Annotated in this window: 12 protein-coding genes; 6 read left to right on the forward strand and 6 right to left on the reverse strand. The window is 57.7% G+C overall.

The window, feature by feature from the left end; translation table 11 throughout:
* Positions 1-225, forward strand: a complete 225-nt coding sequence (locus FJ979_RS28185; RefSeq protein ID WP_127365941.1) for a DUF2274 domain-containing protein — start codon at positions 1-3, stop codon at positions 223-225.
* A gap of 43 nt (positions 226-268) precedes the next feature.
* Here FJ979_RS28185 and FJ979_RS28190 read toward each other — a convergent pair whose 3' ends face one another.
* Entirely contained in the window at positions 269-1,228 is a 960-nt protein-coding gene (locus tag FJ979_RS28190; RefSeq protein WP_140584371.1) for a LysR family transcriptional regulator, read from the reverse strand.
* A gap of 11 nt (positions 1,229-1,239) precedes the next feature.
* Positions 1,240-2,232: a class I SAM-dependent methyltransferase gene (locus tag FJ979_RS28195; RefSeq protein WP_140562098.1), complete on the reverse strand. Its 993-nt coding sequence runs from the start codon at positions 2,230-2,232 to the stop codon at positions 1,240-1,242.
* A gap of 274 nt (positions 2,233-2,506) precedes the next feature.
* On the opposite strand from FJ979_RS28195, the gene FJ979_RS28200 reads away from it, so the two are divergent.
* The 3 genes from FJ979_RS28200 (at position 2,507) to FJ979_RS28210 (ending at position 6,106) form a co-directional block, all read left to right on the forward strand.
* Entirely contained in the window at positions 2,507-3,394 is an 888-nt protein-coding gene (locus tag FJ979_RS28200; protein ID WP_140562096.1) for an AraC family transcriptional regulator, read from the forward strand.
* 107 nt (positions 3,395-3,501) lie between these two features.
* The gene (locus FJ979_RS28205) at positions 3,502-4,704 is read left to right on the forward strand and encodes an MFS transporter (RefSeq protein WP_140562095.1); all 1,203 of its coding nucleotides are present in this window, start codon (positions 3,502-3,504) and stop codon (positions 4,702-4,704) included.
* Positions 4,705-4,921: 217 nt separating this feature from the next.
* On the forward strand, positions 4,922-6,106 hold the full coding sequence (locus FJ979_RS28210) for a hypothetical protein (RefSeq protein ID WP_140562093.1): 1,185 nt from the start codon (positions 4,922-4,924) through the stop codon (positions 6,104-6,106).
* A gap of 262 nt (positions 6,107-6,368) precedes the next feature.
* Here the strand turns inward: FJ979_RS28210 and FJ979_RS28215 are convergent, their stop codons facing one another.
* The 4 genes from FJ979_RS28215 to FJ979_RS28230 form a co-directional block, all read right to left on the reverse strand.
* Positions 6,369-8,210 (reverse strand): family 16 glycosylhydrolase, encoded by a 1,842-nt coding sequence (locus FJ979_RS28215; RefSeq protein WP_210240557.1) that lies wholly within the window; start codon positions 8,208-8,210, stop codon positions 6,369-6,371.
* A gap of 297 nt (positions 8,211-8,507) precedes the next feature.
* Positions 8,508-9,338 (reverse strand): glycosyltransferase, encoded by an 831-nt coding sequence (locus FJ979_RS28220; RefSeq protein ID WP_140562090.1) that lies wholly within the window; start codon positions 9,336-9,338, stop codon positions 8,508-8,510.
* 181 nt (positions 9,339-9,519) lie between these two features.
* On the reverse strand, positions 9,520-10,128 hold the full coding sequence (locus FJ979_RS28225) for a hypothetical protein (protein ID WP_140562088.1): 609 nt from the start codon (positions 10,126-10,128) through the stop codon (positions 9,520-9,522).
* Positions 10,125-11,216, reverse strand: coding sequence for a hypothetical protein (locus FJ979_RS28230; RefSeq protein ID WP_140562087.1), 1,092 nt, complete (start codon positions 11,214-11,216; stop codon positions 10,125-10,127). Before FJ979_RS28230 ends, FJ979_RS28225 begins: the two co-directional genes overlap by 4 nt.
* Positions 11,217-11,968: 752 nt before the next feature.
* Between FJ979_RS28230 and FJ979_RS28235 the strand changes: the two genes are divergently transcribed.
* Both FJ979_RS28235 and FJ979_RS28240 read left to right on the forward strand, forming a co-directional pair.
* Positions 11,969-14,371 (forward strand): AAA family ATPase, encoded by a 2,403-nt coding sequence (locus FJ979_RS28235; protein ID WP_140562085.1) that lies wholly within the window; start codon positions 11,969-11,971, stop codon positions 14,369-14,371.
* A complete protein-coding gene (locus FJ979_RS28240; RefSeq protein ID WP_140562083.1) occupies positions 14,364-16,262 on the forward strand; it encodes a UvrD-helicase domain-containing protein in 1,899 nt (632 codons plus the stop codon). Before FJ979_RS28235 ends, FJ979_RS28240 begins: the two co-directional genes overlap by 8 nt.
* Positions 16,263-16,778: the final 516 nt, after the last annotated feature.

Consider the following 16,778-nt stretch of genomic DNA (forward strand, 5'->3'; position numbering starts at 1 on the left):
ATGGCCAAGTTGAAACTGGGGCCAATCGCCGACGACAAACCCGTCAAGGTCATGGTGGAACTCCCCGCGGCGCTACACCGTGACCTGACCGCCTATGCCGAGATACTCGGCCGCGACGCGGGACAACGGCCCGCCGATGCGCCGCGCCTCATCGTTGCGATGTTGGAGCGGTTCATGGCGACAGATCGGGGCTTTGCCAGGGCAAAGCGTTCCGAGGGTGGTTAGAGGCCAGACCACTGAGGCGGACCGGGTCAGTCGCGCCTCCCAGTCATGGCGTGACTTCAGAAATCGGGCTGCGGCGTTCCATGCTTCCTGCAGTGACAGGGGCAGGCCCGGGTCGCGTTCCTGTCACCATGTTTCTTGCGGTCCCAACCAGCCGCAAAAGCGCGCGCTTTGGGTTCGATTCCAGCCACACTGCCTTGATAGAACTGATGCAGCTTTGGCCACTGACGGGTTTCCACACCGTAGCGTCGATGGCGACCGTCCTGGCAAAACCCTCGCCCGCCAGAGTCACACCTTGACCGAGTTGCACCTTGAGGATGACCGTTGCTTCGCTGGCGCGACATATCTGGACAGTGGGGCCGCCGTTCGCGGCGATATGCTCCAGCAAACCCGGATCCTGCGGTGATGCGCTTGAAGCCAGCAGGCACGTATCTGCAAGGTCTGCCCATGTGACGGCAGGCCTTTCAGCAAGCGGATGGTACCAGGGCAGGAGAACGAACAAGCGCTCGTGCGCAACTATCTCGCTACGGCATAATGCGGCGTTCTCAAGCCCCTGCGTGAAGACGATATCGAGGCGCCGGCGGCGTATAGCCGCCAGGCACTGTTCGACTGGAACGTCTTCGATCGCGACGCACACGTCCGGATGCAAACGGCCAAAACGATCGATGAGACGTGCCACGAACGTGCGCCCCATCTGGGCGCACAACCCTATCCTGATCGTTTTGGCATCCTGGTGACCGAGGCTACCTCCGGCCATGGCATCGTGCAAGCCTTCATAATGAGCACGGACAAGGTCGACCCAGTCCCGGCCCGCCTCGGTCAGCCGAACGCCATGGGCGTCGCGGTCAAACAACTGCATGTCCAGCAATTGCTCGAGAGCAACGATGTTGCGGCTGACACAGGATTCCCTCACTCTGAGAACTCTTGCAGCCTGCCTGAGGCTGCCATGGTCGACAGCTGCGAAGACATGGTCCAAACGGCGGAGCGTGTTGTTGACCTGTCCCAAGGCTTAAGCGCCTATTCCTGCGCGGCGGGGCGAACCGGCAGGGTCGGATACAAGCTGGTTTCGTAGACGTACTCGTGCGGAATGGCTGGCGTGGCCATCTGGGAGAGGTACCTATTCAGGTTCTCTTGGCTGTTGCTGGCGGCGAGGCTACAGAAATTTCCGCTGTTCCAGGTCAGGGCGCAGTAGCTGAAATGCGCGCGGATCGCGTCGACCATCTGCGCCAAAGTCACCTCATTGCCAAACATCGTATCCAGAACGAGGGTTTGCTTTTTCTCGATTTCGTCCGGGGGAAAATAGCGCGCCTTGAAGCCAAAATCCTTCTGGTATTCGCGACGCCTGTAGTCCGGCTCCTCGGCAGCCCGGAACTTCTCGACGAAGACGAAGAGTCCATCCTGCTTGAGGTGCTGGGTCACGAACTCGATCTGGCTTGCTCTGTTTGGCGAGTACATCTGGAAGGTCGTATCTTCCAGAATAATATCGAAGCCGTGGGCGAAATTTGCCAGTCGCGGATCTGAACCCAGGACGTCCTTGGTCAACTTATGGAAGGGTCCAATGAAGAAGTCGGCGTGCGGCGGTTCGCCATAGGCCATGAAGCTCGTGTAATTCTCCGCGTTTGGGCTGCACGACAGCGTGCGTATCTGTCCTTCGGACAGTTCCGACAACGTTCTCGCCATCGTGCCTTCCGCTGTTCCAAGGCTGTATAGCGCAAGCGGAGCGCCACGGAGCCGTGCGTATTTCAGCACTGCGTAGGCCATCCGGCACTCTTCCTCCAGTCTGTAGGGAATGCTGCCGTGATAGTGCTGGTCGAAAAAACCTTGTCGTGCCGCATGCAGGGCAACCAGGCCGCGCAGCAGTTCACCGCTCGGCAGAAGGCGGGCGTCGGCGACGGGCTTGCGGATTGGCATCCCGCTCTTTCCGGCCGCGGTCGCTGCGAAAAAGCCGGCGAGTCCGTTGATCCGCGGACCATGGTCGCACTCGGCCAGAAATTCATCGAGTCCACGCATCGCAGTATGCCTCCAGCACGTTCGATTGGTGAGATGCCGATACGTCGCTGGGGAAATTCCACTAGGATAAGTGTTTTCTAATATTCACCGGGCTCAGTATTGGCTGAGCCAACTGGTAGGCCTGCCGGATACAGGCGGCTTTCACTCGTTTGCCATTTTTTCGCTAAAGTCACATCTTCTACCAATCCAGAGTTATTTGCGTGTTGTTCAGCAACCCATGGTTCGCCACATCACGCAACGGCTGGTTACTCGCCAGTAAGGAGACTGTGGATACGTGAATACTCTTGCCCTCGACCCGACCGAGAATCGCCGTTCACAGCACCAATCGCTTGCCCACAAGTATGAGAATTGGGGGAGCGTGCGGGCGGACGTGGTCAAAAGAACCGGGCTCGAGCGTCAGGAGACAAGAATCCTGCAGCCAAACCATGTGTTCTTGATGAATCTGAAGGGCACAGCGAGCCGCGGAGAAGACATTGTCGACGGGCGCCGGATTGCTTTTTTGCCGCGCCGCGCCGGTTCGATAATCTTCATTCCCGCCGGCAGTGATTGGAATGGGTGGGACGAGGGGGACGCGACCGCCTCCTACCTCCTGGTCTCGATTGAAAAAGGGTTCGCCGACGACGTGTTTGCGGGAATGGCTCGCAATCGCGCGGCAGTGCTGCCGCCTTCGATCGGATTTCGGGACACCACTGTAGAGTTGGCGTTGCAGAGGATTGTCTTGGAGCTCAAGCAGCCTGACCCCATCAGTGCAACGATGGTGGAGTGCCAGGCTACGCAATTGCTCGGGCAAATGTTCAGGTTGAACGGCGTCCATCAGGAACCCGCAAAAGGCGGTTTGTCATCGTTCGATCTCAAGCGAGCGGTGGCAATGATCGAGGCCTTGTCGAGCGGCAGGCCTACGCTCGCCGATTTGGCAAAAGAGGTTGGGGTTAGCCGGTTCCATTTCTGGAGGGCCTTCAAGCAATCGACAGGCATGACGCCGCACGCATACATCGCGCAGCGCCGATTGGAGCACTCCGCGGATATGCTGCGATCGACCAATTTGTCGGCGACGGAGATCGCGATGGAATGTGGTTTCGGCAGTTCGAGCCATTTCACGACTGCCTTTAAGCGGGCCTTCGGCGCGGCCCCCACGGAATTTCGTCGTAAGTGCAGAATCTAGGCCGCCGCTTGTCGGTTCTCAGCAAGTATCGGAAAACCCCAACGTCACAGTAAAGCAGGCCTGGCGGAAGAAGGTATCCATCGGCGGTCAGCCCGGATGCGCCGCTCATGTCAAACCTGGTTCGAATTCATCATGCCAAGGGACGGCCCAACTGGTCCAATCCCCGCTTCGGATTCCTGGCCAGCACGCTATCGGCGGCCGTCGCCCGGAACGGCTACTACATCGCATCCGCCTGGATTCTCGTCGAGCGGGGGTACGGAACTGCCGGCGTGGCGACGTTCCTTGCGATTGCAAGCATTGTCGAATTCATCGCGAGCCCTCTGGCCGGCGTAGCGGCGGATCGATTTGACAGGCGACGCTTGAACGTTGCGGCAGATCTCAGCCGCTTCGTCGTTATGCTGGCGACCGCTTGCGCGCTCCTTTACATGGACGTGTTTCTGATCATCTGCATGTCAGCGGCCCTGTTTTCGTTTTGCGACCGTGTCACCCTTACGAGCTCTCAATCAATGATCCCCGTGATAGCTGACGGCCGCGATCTTGTAGCCTCGAATTCCGCTGTGTTTTTCGTCATGCAGTTCGGCAACCTCGGCGCAGCTCTGCTTGCAGGGCCTTTGCTACATCAGCGCTCCCCAGCCCTGCCATTCACCGTCCTTGCTGCCTTCTTCCTGTTTTCAGCGGGCTGCCTTGCCTTGATGCGGCTGGAACCGGTTTCGCGCGATGTCCGCATCGCTAAAATCTCTGCAGCCCAAATCGATCCGAACCTGCGTCGTCTGATTGCCGTCTACGCGCTCCTCTATACAGGCGCGGTGCTTGTCAGCGTCATGGGATCGAGTTTCGTCTTCCAGGAGCAGAAGGGTACTGCCGTGGATTTCGGCTACATCGAGGCCGCATGGTCGGCGGGCTCACTGATCGGCGCGGTCTCTCTATGCCGGATTGAAAGAGCGATGAGTACGCACGCGCGGCATCTCATGCTTTTGGGCTTAACGGCACTTGTGCTCATGGCGCTGGCATCTCTGCGCACGCCCTGGACAGTGATCCTTTTTGCCGCGCTCGGATTTCTATACAATCTTGGCCGCGTCAGCGTTGAAGTCACATTGCAGTCGCGTGTATCCGTTTATCTGTTGGGCCGGGCCAAAGGCATTATGCACAGTGTGGCCGTGGCGCTCGGGTTACTCGTCTTCGGCATCGGCGCCGCTGTAGGAGATCGAGCATTTCCTTCGACGATTTTCTTCAGCTTTGGAGTGGTGCTCCTCATCAGTATTTCGTGTTTGAACGTCGGCGTTCAGACGCAAGAAAAGGGTGAATCGTGAGGTGGAAGAGCTAACAGTAGGCGTAGATGCGAAACAGGCAGTCCTGGGGTCGCTGACGGCACTTTACCCCTGGATAAGCCCATATCATTCCCGGCCGATCCGCGACTATGCGTGTCGCCTGTTCGAGGCGCCAGCTTCCAGGACCGGGCCAGAAGTCCGGTTTCGAGCCTTCACCAAACTACTCGACATCATCAGGAAGGCAGCGACACGAAACGGGTTGTCGACCGATACCGCCTCGGAAATCTGCAGGGATTTCGAAAAGCGCCGTGTGATGCAGACAGGGCCTCATTTGTTTCTCCTCATGGAGCCGGAAGCCTTTTACACACACGTCTTCAGCCTCCTTGGCCTCTCGGCGCATAGCTGCTCGACCTACGTTTCCTATGCCGTTTCGACGGTGAACCTTGTTGAAAAACCACGTAAGGGGCCAGGCTGGCTCACCATTGACGGGAAGCCGATCAACGTCTTCGGCCTCAGCCGAAGCCGGATGAACGGATACAGCCTGTTAGCCGGGCAGGGACCCTACAGGTTCGAGTTGTTGCCGACGGAGCCAAACACTGGGGAAGACGCGCTCAGGCTGCTTCGTAGCTTTCTGCCGAAGACGCAATTCGAGCGGCCCGCGCATGCCATCAAGGCAGCCAATCAGCTCCTCTGGCCAAAAATGTTCGGAGGCCGCTTTGCTTTCCTGCAGATCGACGATGAGGATGTTGCCGACCTGGTGGCCGACCATCTGTCGGACGAAAATTCCTGGCTACGCATGAGACTGCTGGAAGACCCGAATTTCGCTTCCAATATCCTTGCCGGCCTCGACGGGCTCGCGTCCGGCCCCTGGAGTGGCTGGCTCGCTCGCGGCACTGATTTCTTCTGGTTCTATGAAAATGGAAAACGCCGCCCGCTGCGTCTGATCGCAGGCGAACTCATCGATCCTGCGACTGGTATGAAGGTGGCGTGCTTCACGGCCCCCGACATCATCCAGCGGCTGGCAAACCGCAGCCTTGTCCCGAATCTCCTGCTAATGTTTCTGGTTTTGTCGATCCTGCCCGGCGTGCGCGCGCTTGGAGGCAGCTATCAGCCGATCTACTACCCCTTGATGCGCTATGTCGTCTGCCAGGCGCTCGAGGCGGCAGGCGTGGATGGAGATCTTCGGCAGGCTCTCGCAACCGACGACGTGCCGGGTGCTTGGGGACATCGGGTCATTGAGTGTGATGATGACCCGCTCGAGCTGTTCCTAAATGGCATGAACGGCGGGGTGAGTGATCTTATCGACCGTTTGGGCGACATTTCCTTCGCCGAGGCCTGTGGGAGCATGGAAGGCTTCGTGACTGACCCATCGTGGCATGAACTTCACAAGCGACTTCGGCAGGGAGTGGTCACGCCGGCTGATGCGGAATGGGCCTTTTCTTGAAATGCTTCATGCGCTTCCAGCAACTGGCATGTGTACGCCGGGTTGCGAATGGCTGCTTCGCGCCGCAACTAAGCCGTTCCGGATCGAATCTGCTGATCCTGAAACCTGCCGTAAGTTCATAATTGGCATGGCCGCATATTTTGGCTGCGGCACGTGCGTGTTTGAGCAGCTTTTTGCTCTTAGCCTCCTCTCGAACGTAGCAAAGGGGGAATTTTCACCCCAACGGACTTCCCGCGTGTAACGCGGGCACCGCCAGCTGCGTTTACATGCATACCGAAACGTTCCTGAAGTGGGCCGTTGCGGGCAAAAAGGCCTCGTTGAGCGGACCTGCCAATTCTTCAGAGCGAGGCACCCATAGGTTACCGTGCAAGTGCATCGGGAGGTGCGGAATCGGTGTTGGGTCCCAGCTGACTCGCTCGTGGACAACGTGGCCATCTACCGACCAAATGATGACGTTGGGTCGCCATTCAATCGCGTAGGTATGGAAATCTTCAGTCGCGTCGAAGCCTAGTTCGATACGGCACGGAGATCCTCGGTAACCGAAACCCATCGCACTCCCTTCATCACCAGGGTTGAAGTAAACATTGACCAGCATGCTCTGCGGGTCGTTTCCGGAAAGCTCGACGTCGATTTCTTGTCGCGGAGACTCTCGATGAAGGAAGAAACCGGTCACGAGGCCCGATCCCGGGGCGGCCTTGATTTCAGCCTCGAAACGCCCGTGACCGAAGGGGCGCGTTGAGGCGAAAGCGCCAGAATGAAATGGCCTGACCCCGTCGATCGCCTTTGATAGGGTGAGCTGGACGCTATCGGGCCCGTACCGTAGCCCCCCCGTGGCGAAGGAAGCCAGATTGCCTGGAAAAGTCTCTACGAGAATTTTTAGCCAAGGGCTCGGGCTGTTCATGCTGGCTGCCAAGACGGTCGTCCCCGGCGAAGACATATGCCGGTTCGACACCCGCCCACGCTCCCATATGGCCTGTGCGGGCAAAACCCAAGGAGAGTCATCGAGTAGGGACTTCTCGATAGAGGTTCTCGCAATCGCGTTAGGCGAGCCATTCGATCGGTCGTCGCGGAACATCCTCCAGGTACGGGGTGGGCCAATCGGGAAGGCGTGTATAGGTTCGGTCAGACCTAAAGCCGCGCAGAGCGGCGTCCAGGTCCGGCCATCTTGGCGCTCGTCTAGCACCGTCAATCGGGAAGGTCGCAGTTTCTTCAGCTCAAGGGCTGTCCGGAACGCGGCGTTCGGCTCGACAATGAATTTCGTCCCACTTTGTTTGATCGCCGCAGACAGGGCCTCGGGCGTCAGCGGGGCATCGACGAGAGCGTCGAAGATGACTCCGAGTGTCGAAAGCTGGTTGGCATCGATTGGCTTCTCGTCGCCGTTGAAGGCTCTCACACGCAGTCCTAGCATCGACAGTGCCATGGCCAGGCTTTCCTGTTGACCGCCGGCGCTCCAGGCCAACACTCGGCCAGACGGCGCCTGGCCCGGCCGCATTGCGCCTGATCCGGAATCAACAATTCCCGCCCGCGCGAGATAGGGCAACACCGAGTAGGAATTGTCCGACGGCCCGTCCTCCCTCTGGAGGATCGCTGGTGATGCCAACGCAAGTGCGGCGAGCTCGGAGAGCCGATGGTTGATCCAGAGATCGGCCGGTCCCACCACCGGCATCGATCGTAAAAGCGCTGCGGCCCCATCGCGCGACAGCACGTAGCCCGACAGAAACCAGAGACCGCGTACGGGGCGAAACAGCGCTTCGCACGCGTCGATTCGTTCTGCGGTGCCTCCCGCGTCCCGATAAGACAGATAGAGCAGTTGCGGTCCGCGATCTTTCCCGCAGCGCTCCAGTGCTGCGCGCCACCCTCGGTCGATAGCGGCGGCAGCGCCGCGTCGGAACCAAATGTCGTCCTCCAGCACTAGGACGTGCCCATCAGATCCGTTCGCAATGGCCTTCCATGCCTCGATGTGCGATCTGGCGACGGCGACTTCCTGCCGCGTCATCCTGATCGGCTCATCGAGCCCGAAACACTCTTGGAGCCGCGCGTCGGGTTGGACGAACAACTGATCGCCCATGCGGTATGTTGTGTCGACATCCGCGGTCGCGGCCACTGCCCTGCCATCGCGAGCATCTATCGCCGCAAGCCGACGGGCTATTGATGTCAGCGAAGCGCCATTGTGTGTTCGGAAACGACCGAGTTCCCGGCAAACGCGTCTCCATCTATTTGGCTGCCTGTCCAGGTTTATCACCAGGATAGACTCAATCCTGCCTTTGCCACGACCAAACGCTAAGATCCGAGGGCCGGGGATGGCACTTAGCACCGCGCGAGATATACGGAAGGTGAATGCGCGTACCGAACTCGAAGCTTCTAGAAGGTTCATTGAGCCAAACTTCCTGAAATGCCAGTCTCAGCAGACGTCCATTTTCCGCCAATTGCGGGCATCGTTTCGATAGGAAAGGTCCCAGCGCGTTTCCGCGACCGCGCTCCAGTCCCGGATCAGTTCAAAATCCAGCTCGGTGCCGACGCTTTGCAACGCATGTGCATGTGCTGCGAGGCTGGCCGTAAGGTTACCGGGGCCGGTCGTAGACTGGATTTCCGGTTGCGGGCCTCTGCCCAGCAGTCTCTCCGTTGCGCGGGCGAGAGCGCGTCGTAAAAGGGGGTGCCTGGGTGGCGCTATAATGGGATTGTTGTTGACGTAAAATATGCGATCGGCGGTGGGCAGATCGTGTTGCCATATTTGTGCCGCCGCAATCATTTTGCCGGTCGGAATGTCGTAGCAAAGCGGCTGCAGCTTTAACTTGCTATCGAGAAGAAATTGCTTCCAGCCGTTGCCCACCAGCACGTCGTCAGCATCGACATACAGGCCACCCTCGGCCAACATGACGCACATCCGCAAATAGTCGCTGCGCATCGCCGGATGCCGACATCGCTCGAACGCCGTACGCTCGGGCAGCCCGTATACATCACTGATGTATGCAGCGGCTGACGCGTCATGAAAGATTCGAAGCTCGAAGCCCTCCTCCTTCTGCAAGGGGTTCCAACTGTCGAGGCATTCTCGCACGTCGCCCGGTATATCGTTCGGATCGTGCCAGTATTGCACCAAGATTCGGGGGATCGCCGCACCATCTGTCGCTTCGCTGATCCTAGGCAAGGAGCATTCATTGAGCTGTTGCAAGGTGAGGTGCCGAATGAAGGCAGACCGTAAATGATCGTCCTCCTCGAAGCCGGGTGAGTACATGCCAAAGGCACCTCTTTGATTGTGAACGATTTGACTGCGAAGTGGCGGGAAGATGGGCTTGTAACAAGGTCATGCCGGTAGAGGCAGTCGGCTCTCGGATCGATAAGCAATTCGCACAGGAATCCCTCAGGTGGACGTTCGGCGACCAAAATAGGCCATCCGCGCAACTCGCAGCTGATGGCTAGCTAGACCGCTTTTTAAATAGGTCGTCAAAAATGCGATCGGCACCCCATGCCTGGGCGGATGTGAAGGCGAGCAAGCGTTCATCTTCAGGGTTAAGCGGTTGCTCTCCTGGCTTGTAGCCGAGATCGTGCTCTGCTTCGGACCATGCGTGCTGAAAAAGCGTCTTGATCTGCAACTCAAAGACATCCGGGACGAGTGCTTTGTCCTCAGCAGCGCCATAGAGGTCGCTCGGCATTAGAAGGATGTGGTGCCTACCAAAGTATCCGAACTCCCATTGGTGCTGAGGAACGACGTGTTTCGATTCGATTGGTCGAAACTCCCGAAGGATGACCTCTTCGATCACCGGAACGTCGCTTGAATAGAAGGCAATTATCCTCGAGCCGATCTGATCTTGAATCTGGTTGAGCGGATCATCGTATTTAAGCTTACCACCGTCGGCCTTCGCCGCCTTGCTCATGAAGCGATCGATTGACTTTGGACGTGCGGTCACGCGGTCAACGCGAGGTGTGCCCGCCAAGATTTCGGTCAGATTGCCGACCAACGCTGTCGCTACTGGTGTCAGCGCTTTGGTGTATCGGTTCGTATAGTCGGTTCGAAGGTCCGTCATTTTGACCTCGCTATCTTCTCGGTCACGACAGAACCTACGGTGGAGTACTTGTATTCTCCGTCAACTTCTGCGTGGACCGGCTCCTTCGTGAAGACCTCATCAAAGTCGGCCGACGGCGCTGTAAGCACCGCTCCGGAGCTCAGCTCCACGGTACGGTACGGCACCTGCTCAGTGAAGACAGGAGCGTCGAAAACGAAAGTTTCAGCCTGGATTGCCGGATCCTTTATCTCGGCGAGGATTGCATTGCGGGTTGGCTCAGAGAAGTGGAAGTGATCAATAAAGCCGTTCACGCTCGTGGTCTGTCCCTGCATACCTGGGCCGAGTGTGACCGCCGACGCGATCTCACTTTTGACGGTTACGTCCTTGGCCTTGCTGACCGCTGCTTTGAGCGCGAGCGCAAGCCGGCGCGTTCCGCGCGTAGGGGTCGTGCGAAGGCCAGAATCGAGGAAATCGTTGATCCAGTACTGAGAGACCTCACGCTCTCGACTCTCGATCTGTTTGTCGACGGCGCGGCCCGTCCAGAAGCCGTTGGTCAGCGACGTATGCTGGTAGACGACCGCTTTGTATGAGTAGGCGTTTCTCATAAAGACGCGCTCAAGAAAGGCGAGGGTCAGGGTTGCCGCTTCTGCCTCCGCCAACACTGCACTGTGCGCTGGGAAGCGAGACACCACGATCTTACGGTCTTGGCCGTCCTGACCCGCTACGAGAAACAACAGTCCCAGGCCTGATCGTTTGGTGGTGTGCTGGGCCAGCCGCTCGGCCAATAGACGGCCAGTGTCGATCGTCCCGTCGGTGAGGTGGTTGATGAGAAGTGCTCGGCATGGGTTCGTCTGGGTGCCGTCTGCTCCCGGGCTGAACGATATGTCGATTGTATACTCGTTATCTGAGCGCAGATACACCTCTTCCAACAGGTCGAAGAGCTTACCCTGTAGTGGGACAGCAGAGCCATTGATAGCGCCGATCTCGTCGACACCTTTACCAGGATAGACAAGGTATGTGTAAATGCTCTGAATAGGCAAGCTATTCCCCCCTGAAGTAAGTGCAGAAAAATCGCAAAACGATCCCTTTGCTGCGGCTTGCTCTGCCACATAGAAGCTTCTAGCACGGAATGTATCTCAAACATTTGCGTGAAGATTGTCAAACGGCAGGCGCTAGAATCCGCTGCAGAAAGCAGGACCGACCTCCCCATGATGCGATCTCCGTCAACGGGAAGCTCTCATCGGGCCATTCTCAGACCTTCGCTATACGGAACAGAAGGCCGGCCGTCGCTGATGAGCGATACACATCTGCCGGTTCGCTACCGGCCCAAACGCTGTGTCGGCAATGCGCCTATCTCAGTCGTGTGGACTGCGCCACACTGTCTCCAAAAGCAGGCATTGTGTCCGCGAGGCTAGCCTTGCGCCAATAAGCAAATATTTTGTCCGGTTTCCCGATCCACCGTTGGCTACTCAGTCTGACAAGCCGTTCCGGGTCTATCGCATCCAAACGAGTTGGCCAGTCGTCGACAGAGTCGTCAAAGCAAGGATTGGACGGCACCAGGTCTGGCAATGGGGCCATCTCAACGGCCGGTGTAGGATGGACATTTGAAACATCTTGACGCGCTCATGTTTGAGCACCGCGCCCTGTGTCCCCAAAAGAACCGGCCATCTTACATTGTGGCATTTTGCGAGAGTCTTTTTTAGCGCCATGCCTGATTAGAGACTTTCCGTGCTGCAAAAGATAAGATTCGCTTCATTACAGCTGGCTTTTTGATTCTTCATGATGCAGTGCGCAGATGGCACCGATACTTGGCGGCCGATTTGCACCGTCATGACAAATACAATGCCTGGGGGGACCACTCATGATTATCTCGCACCTCGAAATTGCCAACTTCCGCAAACTCCTTTCAGTTCGGGTCGACTTGGCACAACAGACAACCCTCTTTGTTGGAGCCAATAATAGCGGCAAGACCTCAGCCATGCTGGCAATGAGACGCTTTCTTCTTGGGCGCAGGCAGCACCAGTTTCAGCCTTATGACATCACTATCTGTCACTGGTCCGGAATTGCAAAGATCGGGGCCGATTGGCTGGCAGCGGCTGCATCCGGCGGGGTACCGGATCTCTCACTTGATGCGTGGACCCCCTTCCTTCCAGCCATGGACATTTGGCTGACTGTCGAGCCCTCAGAACTTCATCACGTTAGCAAGCTCGTCCCGGTTCTCGACTGGACCGGTGGGCTGCTGGGAGTGAGGATGCGGCTGGAGCCAGATGATCCAGAGAATCTGCACCGGGCCTTTATCCAAGCGGTAGCCGACACCAAAGCAATCAAGGATGCCGGGGCGGCTAAGGAAGACACCGCCGCGACCACAGGCGAACTGACTCTTTGGCCGGTCGACCTCATGGACTTTCTGTCGCGAAAGTTGGCGACCCACTTGGTCGTCCGTGCATACCCACTTGATCCCACTAAGCTGGTCGCGCCGGAGCGCTCGGTTGCGAAACCACAATTCCTTACGGACGCCGTGCCTGCTCTGGAAGGGGATCCCCTCTCAAGTCTTATCCGGGTCAACGAGATTTCGGCCCACCGTGGCCTTGGCGTCAATGCGAGCTATGCGGACGACGACGGTCGAGGGGCGTTGAAGTCGTCCACGAAGCTCTCCGAGCAGTTGCGCGCGTACTACCAAAAGCATCTTGACCCTTCGGAGTTTCCAGAGCCCGAGGACATCGATGCTTTGCGCGCTATCGAAGCTGCACAGCATGCTTTTGATGGTCGGCTCACACAAAGCTTTGATGCGGCTTTCAAAGAGGTACAGGGTCTGGGGTACCCAGGGGTAACCGACCCCAAACCTCACATAGCGACCCGGATAAGGCCCGTGGATGGTCTCGATCATCAATCATCGATCACCTTCGAAGTCGATGTCGTGAAATCCGATGGAGTTGTCGAGCCGATTGTCCGTTTGCCCGAGGATAACAACGGTCTCGGATACCAAAACCTTATTTCAATGATCTTTCGACTGATGGCTTTTCGCGACGCGTGGATGCGGGTTGGCAAGGCCGCTCACGCCGCGGACGCGTCCGAGTTTGAACCTCTGCAGCTTGTGCTCGTCGAAGAGCCGGAGGCACATCTCCATGCGCAAGTCCAACAGGTATTCATAAAAAAGGCCTACGGCGTACTCCGCGCCCATCCCGACCTTGGAAGCAGCAATTTGCTTCGAACGCAGTTAGTGGTCAGCACGCATTCAAGCCACGTTGCACACGAAATCGACTACGCATCACTTCGATACTTTCGGCGTCAGCCGGCCGGCATGAACGGGGTGAGCGTGCCTGTTACGGTCGTGGTCAACTTGACCAGGACATTCGGCCAAGCAGACGAGACGTCTCGCTTCGTTACCCGCTATCTTCGGACCCAGCATGCAGACCTTTTCTTCGCAGATGCCCTAATACTGGTCGAAGGCACGGCAGAGAAGATGTTGCTCCCTCACTTCATCCGCAGGGATTTCCCGCGCGTAGACGAGGCTTATGTCACAGTTCTCGAAGTCGGCGGCAGCCACGCGCATCGCCTTCGGCCGCTTATCGAACAACTTGGCCTTATTACTCTCATAATTACCGATCTCGATGCGCAGGAAAAGACAGTAACCGCGGCAACCGACACCGCGCCAGCCAAGACAACCTACCATGCCACGCAACCCAGGCTCGGAGCAGAGCTAACCACCAACAACGACACGCTCAAGAGCTGGCTACCTGCCAAGAGCATTGTCGACGAACTTCTTGCGGATGGGGTCAACAAGGTTCTACGTGGTGACGAAGTGCACGAGGTTCGCGTGGCGTATCAGATGTCCATAGAGGTGACTTGGCCGGCGGAGAATCCGACGTCACAAACCGCGTATCCCTATACGTTCGAAGATGCCCTCGCCTTTGCAAATCTGACAATCTTCAAGGAGCTTAAGGGGAGTGGTCTGGTTGCTCGGTTCCGCGAAGCCATCGGCACCTCCAGTGATGTTGCCACGATCGGAAAGGCCTTCTTCGACGCCTTACGCAACAAGGCCGATAAGGGAAGTTTCGCCCTGAACGTCATGCAGGCCGACCAATTCGAGGCTCTCGCTTCACCCAACTACATCGTCGAAGGGCTTGTATGGCTTGAGGCCCAGCTCAAACGAAAGCAGATAGAGATTCTGACAGCAGCTCCTGTTCCGGCGGACGCTCCTGCCTCTGGAGATGCTCCTGCCACGGGGGAAGCTCATGTCGTCTCAGGGGACGCTCATGCCTGATGCCCAAGCCATAGCCGACGACGATCACTTCGACGCAAGTGCCGACGCCGAGATCGCCTCGTGCCTCAACCTCGATACGCCGAAGAGCTTCTTTCTTTTCGCAGGGGCTGGCTCAGGCAAGACGAGATCGCTGATCGATGCGATCAAACACGTCCGCAGAACCTACGGACGTCGACTGGCGCTTACGCGGCAAAAGATTGGCGTAGTGACTTACACGAACGCTGCCTGCGATGAGATTCTGCGCCGGCTTGACTACGATCCTCGGGTAGTCGTTTCGACCATCCACTCTTTCGCATGGTCTCTAATATCGGGCTACAATGACGATATTCGTGCGTATCTGAAGGTCTCGTTGGCCAAACGGATCGCCGAACTCACCGAGGAGCTCGCCAAGGCCCGGAATACCACGACCAAGACCTATCAGGACAACCTGCGCTCTCTCGCCAGCCGAAACAAGAGACTGGCCGCCCTCGATGGGATCAAGAAATTCGTCTACAGCCCGACGGGCGACAACCGAACGCGCGACGCCCTGAACCACGCCGAGGTCATCCAGATCACCTCTCAGTTTCTGACGGAGAAAGTGACTCTGCGAAGCCTCCTCATTTCGCAGTTTCCTATCCTCTTGGTGGACGAGAGCCAAGATACCAACCGGCACCTGATGGATGCTTTGCTCAGCGTCCAGCGCAATCACAAAGCCTCGTTCGCCTTAGGCCTGCTTGGCGACACCATGCAGCGCATCTACGGGGACGGAAAGGTCGGTATCGAGAAGGCTCTTGGCGACGACTGGATACTTCCTCGCAAAACGATGAACCACCGTTGCCCCCAACGTGTCATTCGATTGCTGAACCGGATTCGAAGAGACGTCGACGCCACAACGCAGAAAGGCAGGAGCGACAAGCCGGAAGGCTACGTTCGCATCTTCGCCATTCAAGAGAATGGGGCCAACAAGGCAGCGGTCGAAAAGTACGTTAGCGAGCGTATGGCTGCCATTACTGGCGACCCGGGCTGGAGCCCCGACGCGCGCGGGGTGAAGACGCTCACGTTGGAGCATCACATGGCTGCGGTTCGTTTCGGCTTCGCCGAAATGTTCGCTCCGCTCTACCCGCAAAGCAGACTTCAAACGGCGCTTATCGAGGGCACTCTTCCAGCTCTAAATTTCTTCGCAAAACAAGTGCTGCCGACCGTGAAGGCTTTGGAGGCCCGCAACGACTTCGAACTGGCCAGCATAGCGCGAAAGGCTTCGCCTCTCTTGTCCGATGAAGCACTGAAAACTGGTGGTTCCCAGCAACTCGTATTGGCCAAGCAGGCGGCGACTTCCTTGTTTGCAATTTTCGGTAAGGAGGCCCGCGTGACGTTTCGTGCTGTTCTGGAAAACGTCGCCACGAGCGGTCTTTTTGAAGTGCCCGAAGCACTTGTCCCCTTCGCCTCTCCTGATGCCCCTGGGCTCGACGTTGAAGCGGTCGATGAAAGAGAGGCCGGCGAGGCCGCCGCGTGGCGTGAAATGCTTCAGACTGACTTCAGACAGATCGAGGCCTACGACCAGTACGTCACCAAGCTCTCCCCATTCGGGACGCACCAGGGAGTGAAGGGCCTGGAATTTCCGCGGGTGATGGTCATTATCAGCGACGAGGAATCGCGCGGCTTCCTATTCAAATATGAGAAGCTCTTTGGGGTCGAACCGCCGAGCGATACGGATCGAAAGCACGAGGCTGCGGGTGAGGAAACTGGCAACGACCGAGCTCGACGATTGTTCTATGTCACGTGTAGCCGGGCAGAGGAAAGTCTCGCGATTGCCTGTTACACCAAGGCGCCGGACCTACTCCTCCGTAATGTGGTGGAACGAGGCTGGTTTGAAAGAGCCGAAACCGAACTGGTGCCAGGAACTGCCAGCTAACCAGTGGTCCATGGCGCGAGGCGGTCAAGCGAAGTGGGCCAAAAGACGATGAGCGGATATCTTGAACATGCTCTGCAAGAATGCAATCAGGCCTTCACAATGCTTGCGGCCGATGCCGAGAATGTGGCATTATCTAAGCGCGCTACAATCATGTTCGGCGTTGCCGCGATCACGTTGGATGCCGCGCGTGCAGAGACGGCAAAGGTTCCTCCAGGGATTGAAGGCGACGTGGAGCAGGCCATAGCCTTGGCCTACGCGATCCGCTGCTGCCCTGCACCGACATCTCAGAACCAGTTTGGGACTTGCGAAAGGCGAAGTACTGCAGAAAGTACACTGTCCAGGGCTGGAGCGTCGACTTGACTGGCCGAGATGGCAGTGCTTTCGCATTGGAGCATGTCGGGGGGCACGGCATCCTTCGTCACCTCGCAACGTATCTACGGTAAGCGGTGTTCTCAGGCCACGGCCTTTAGCTCAGGCGCCCGGATGTAGGCCCACGGCAGCAGGTCGTCGATCTGG

The sequence above is a fragment of the Mesorhizobium sp. B1-1-6 genome (assembly GCF_006443035.1).
GTDB lineage: Bacteria > Pseudomonadota > Alphaproteobacteria > Rhizobiales > Rhizobiaceae > Mesorhizobium.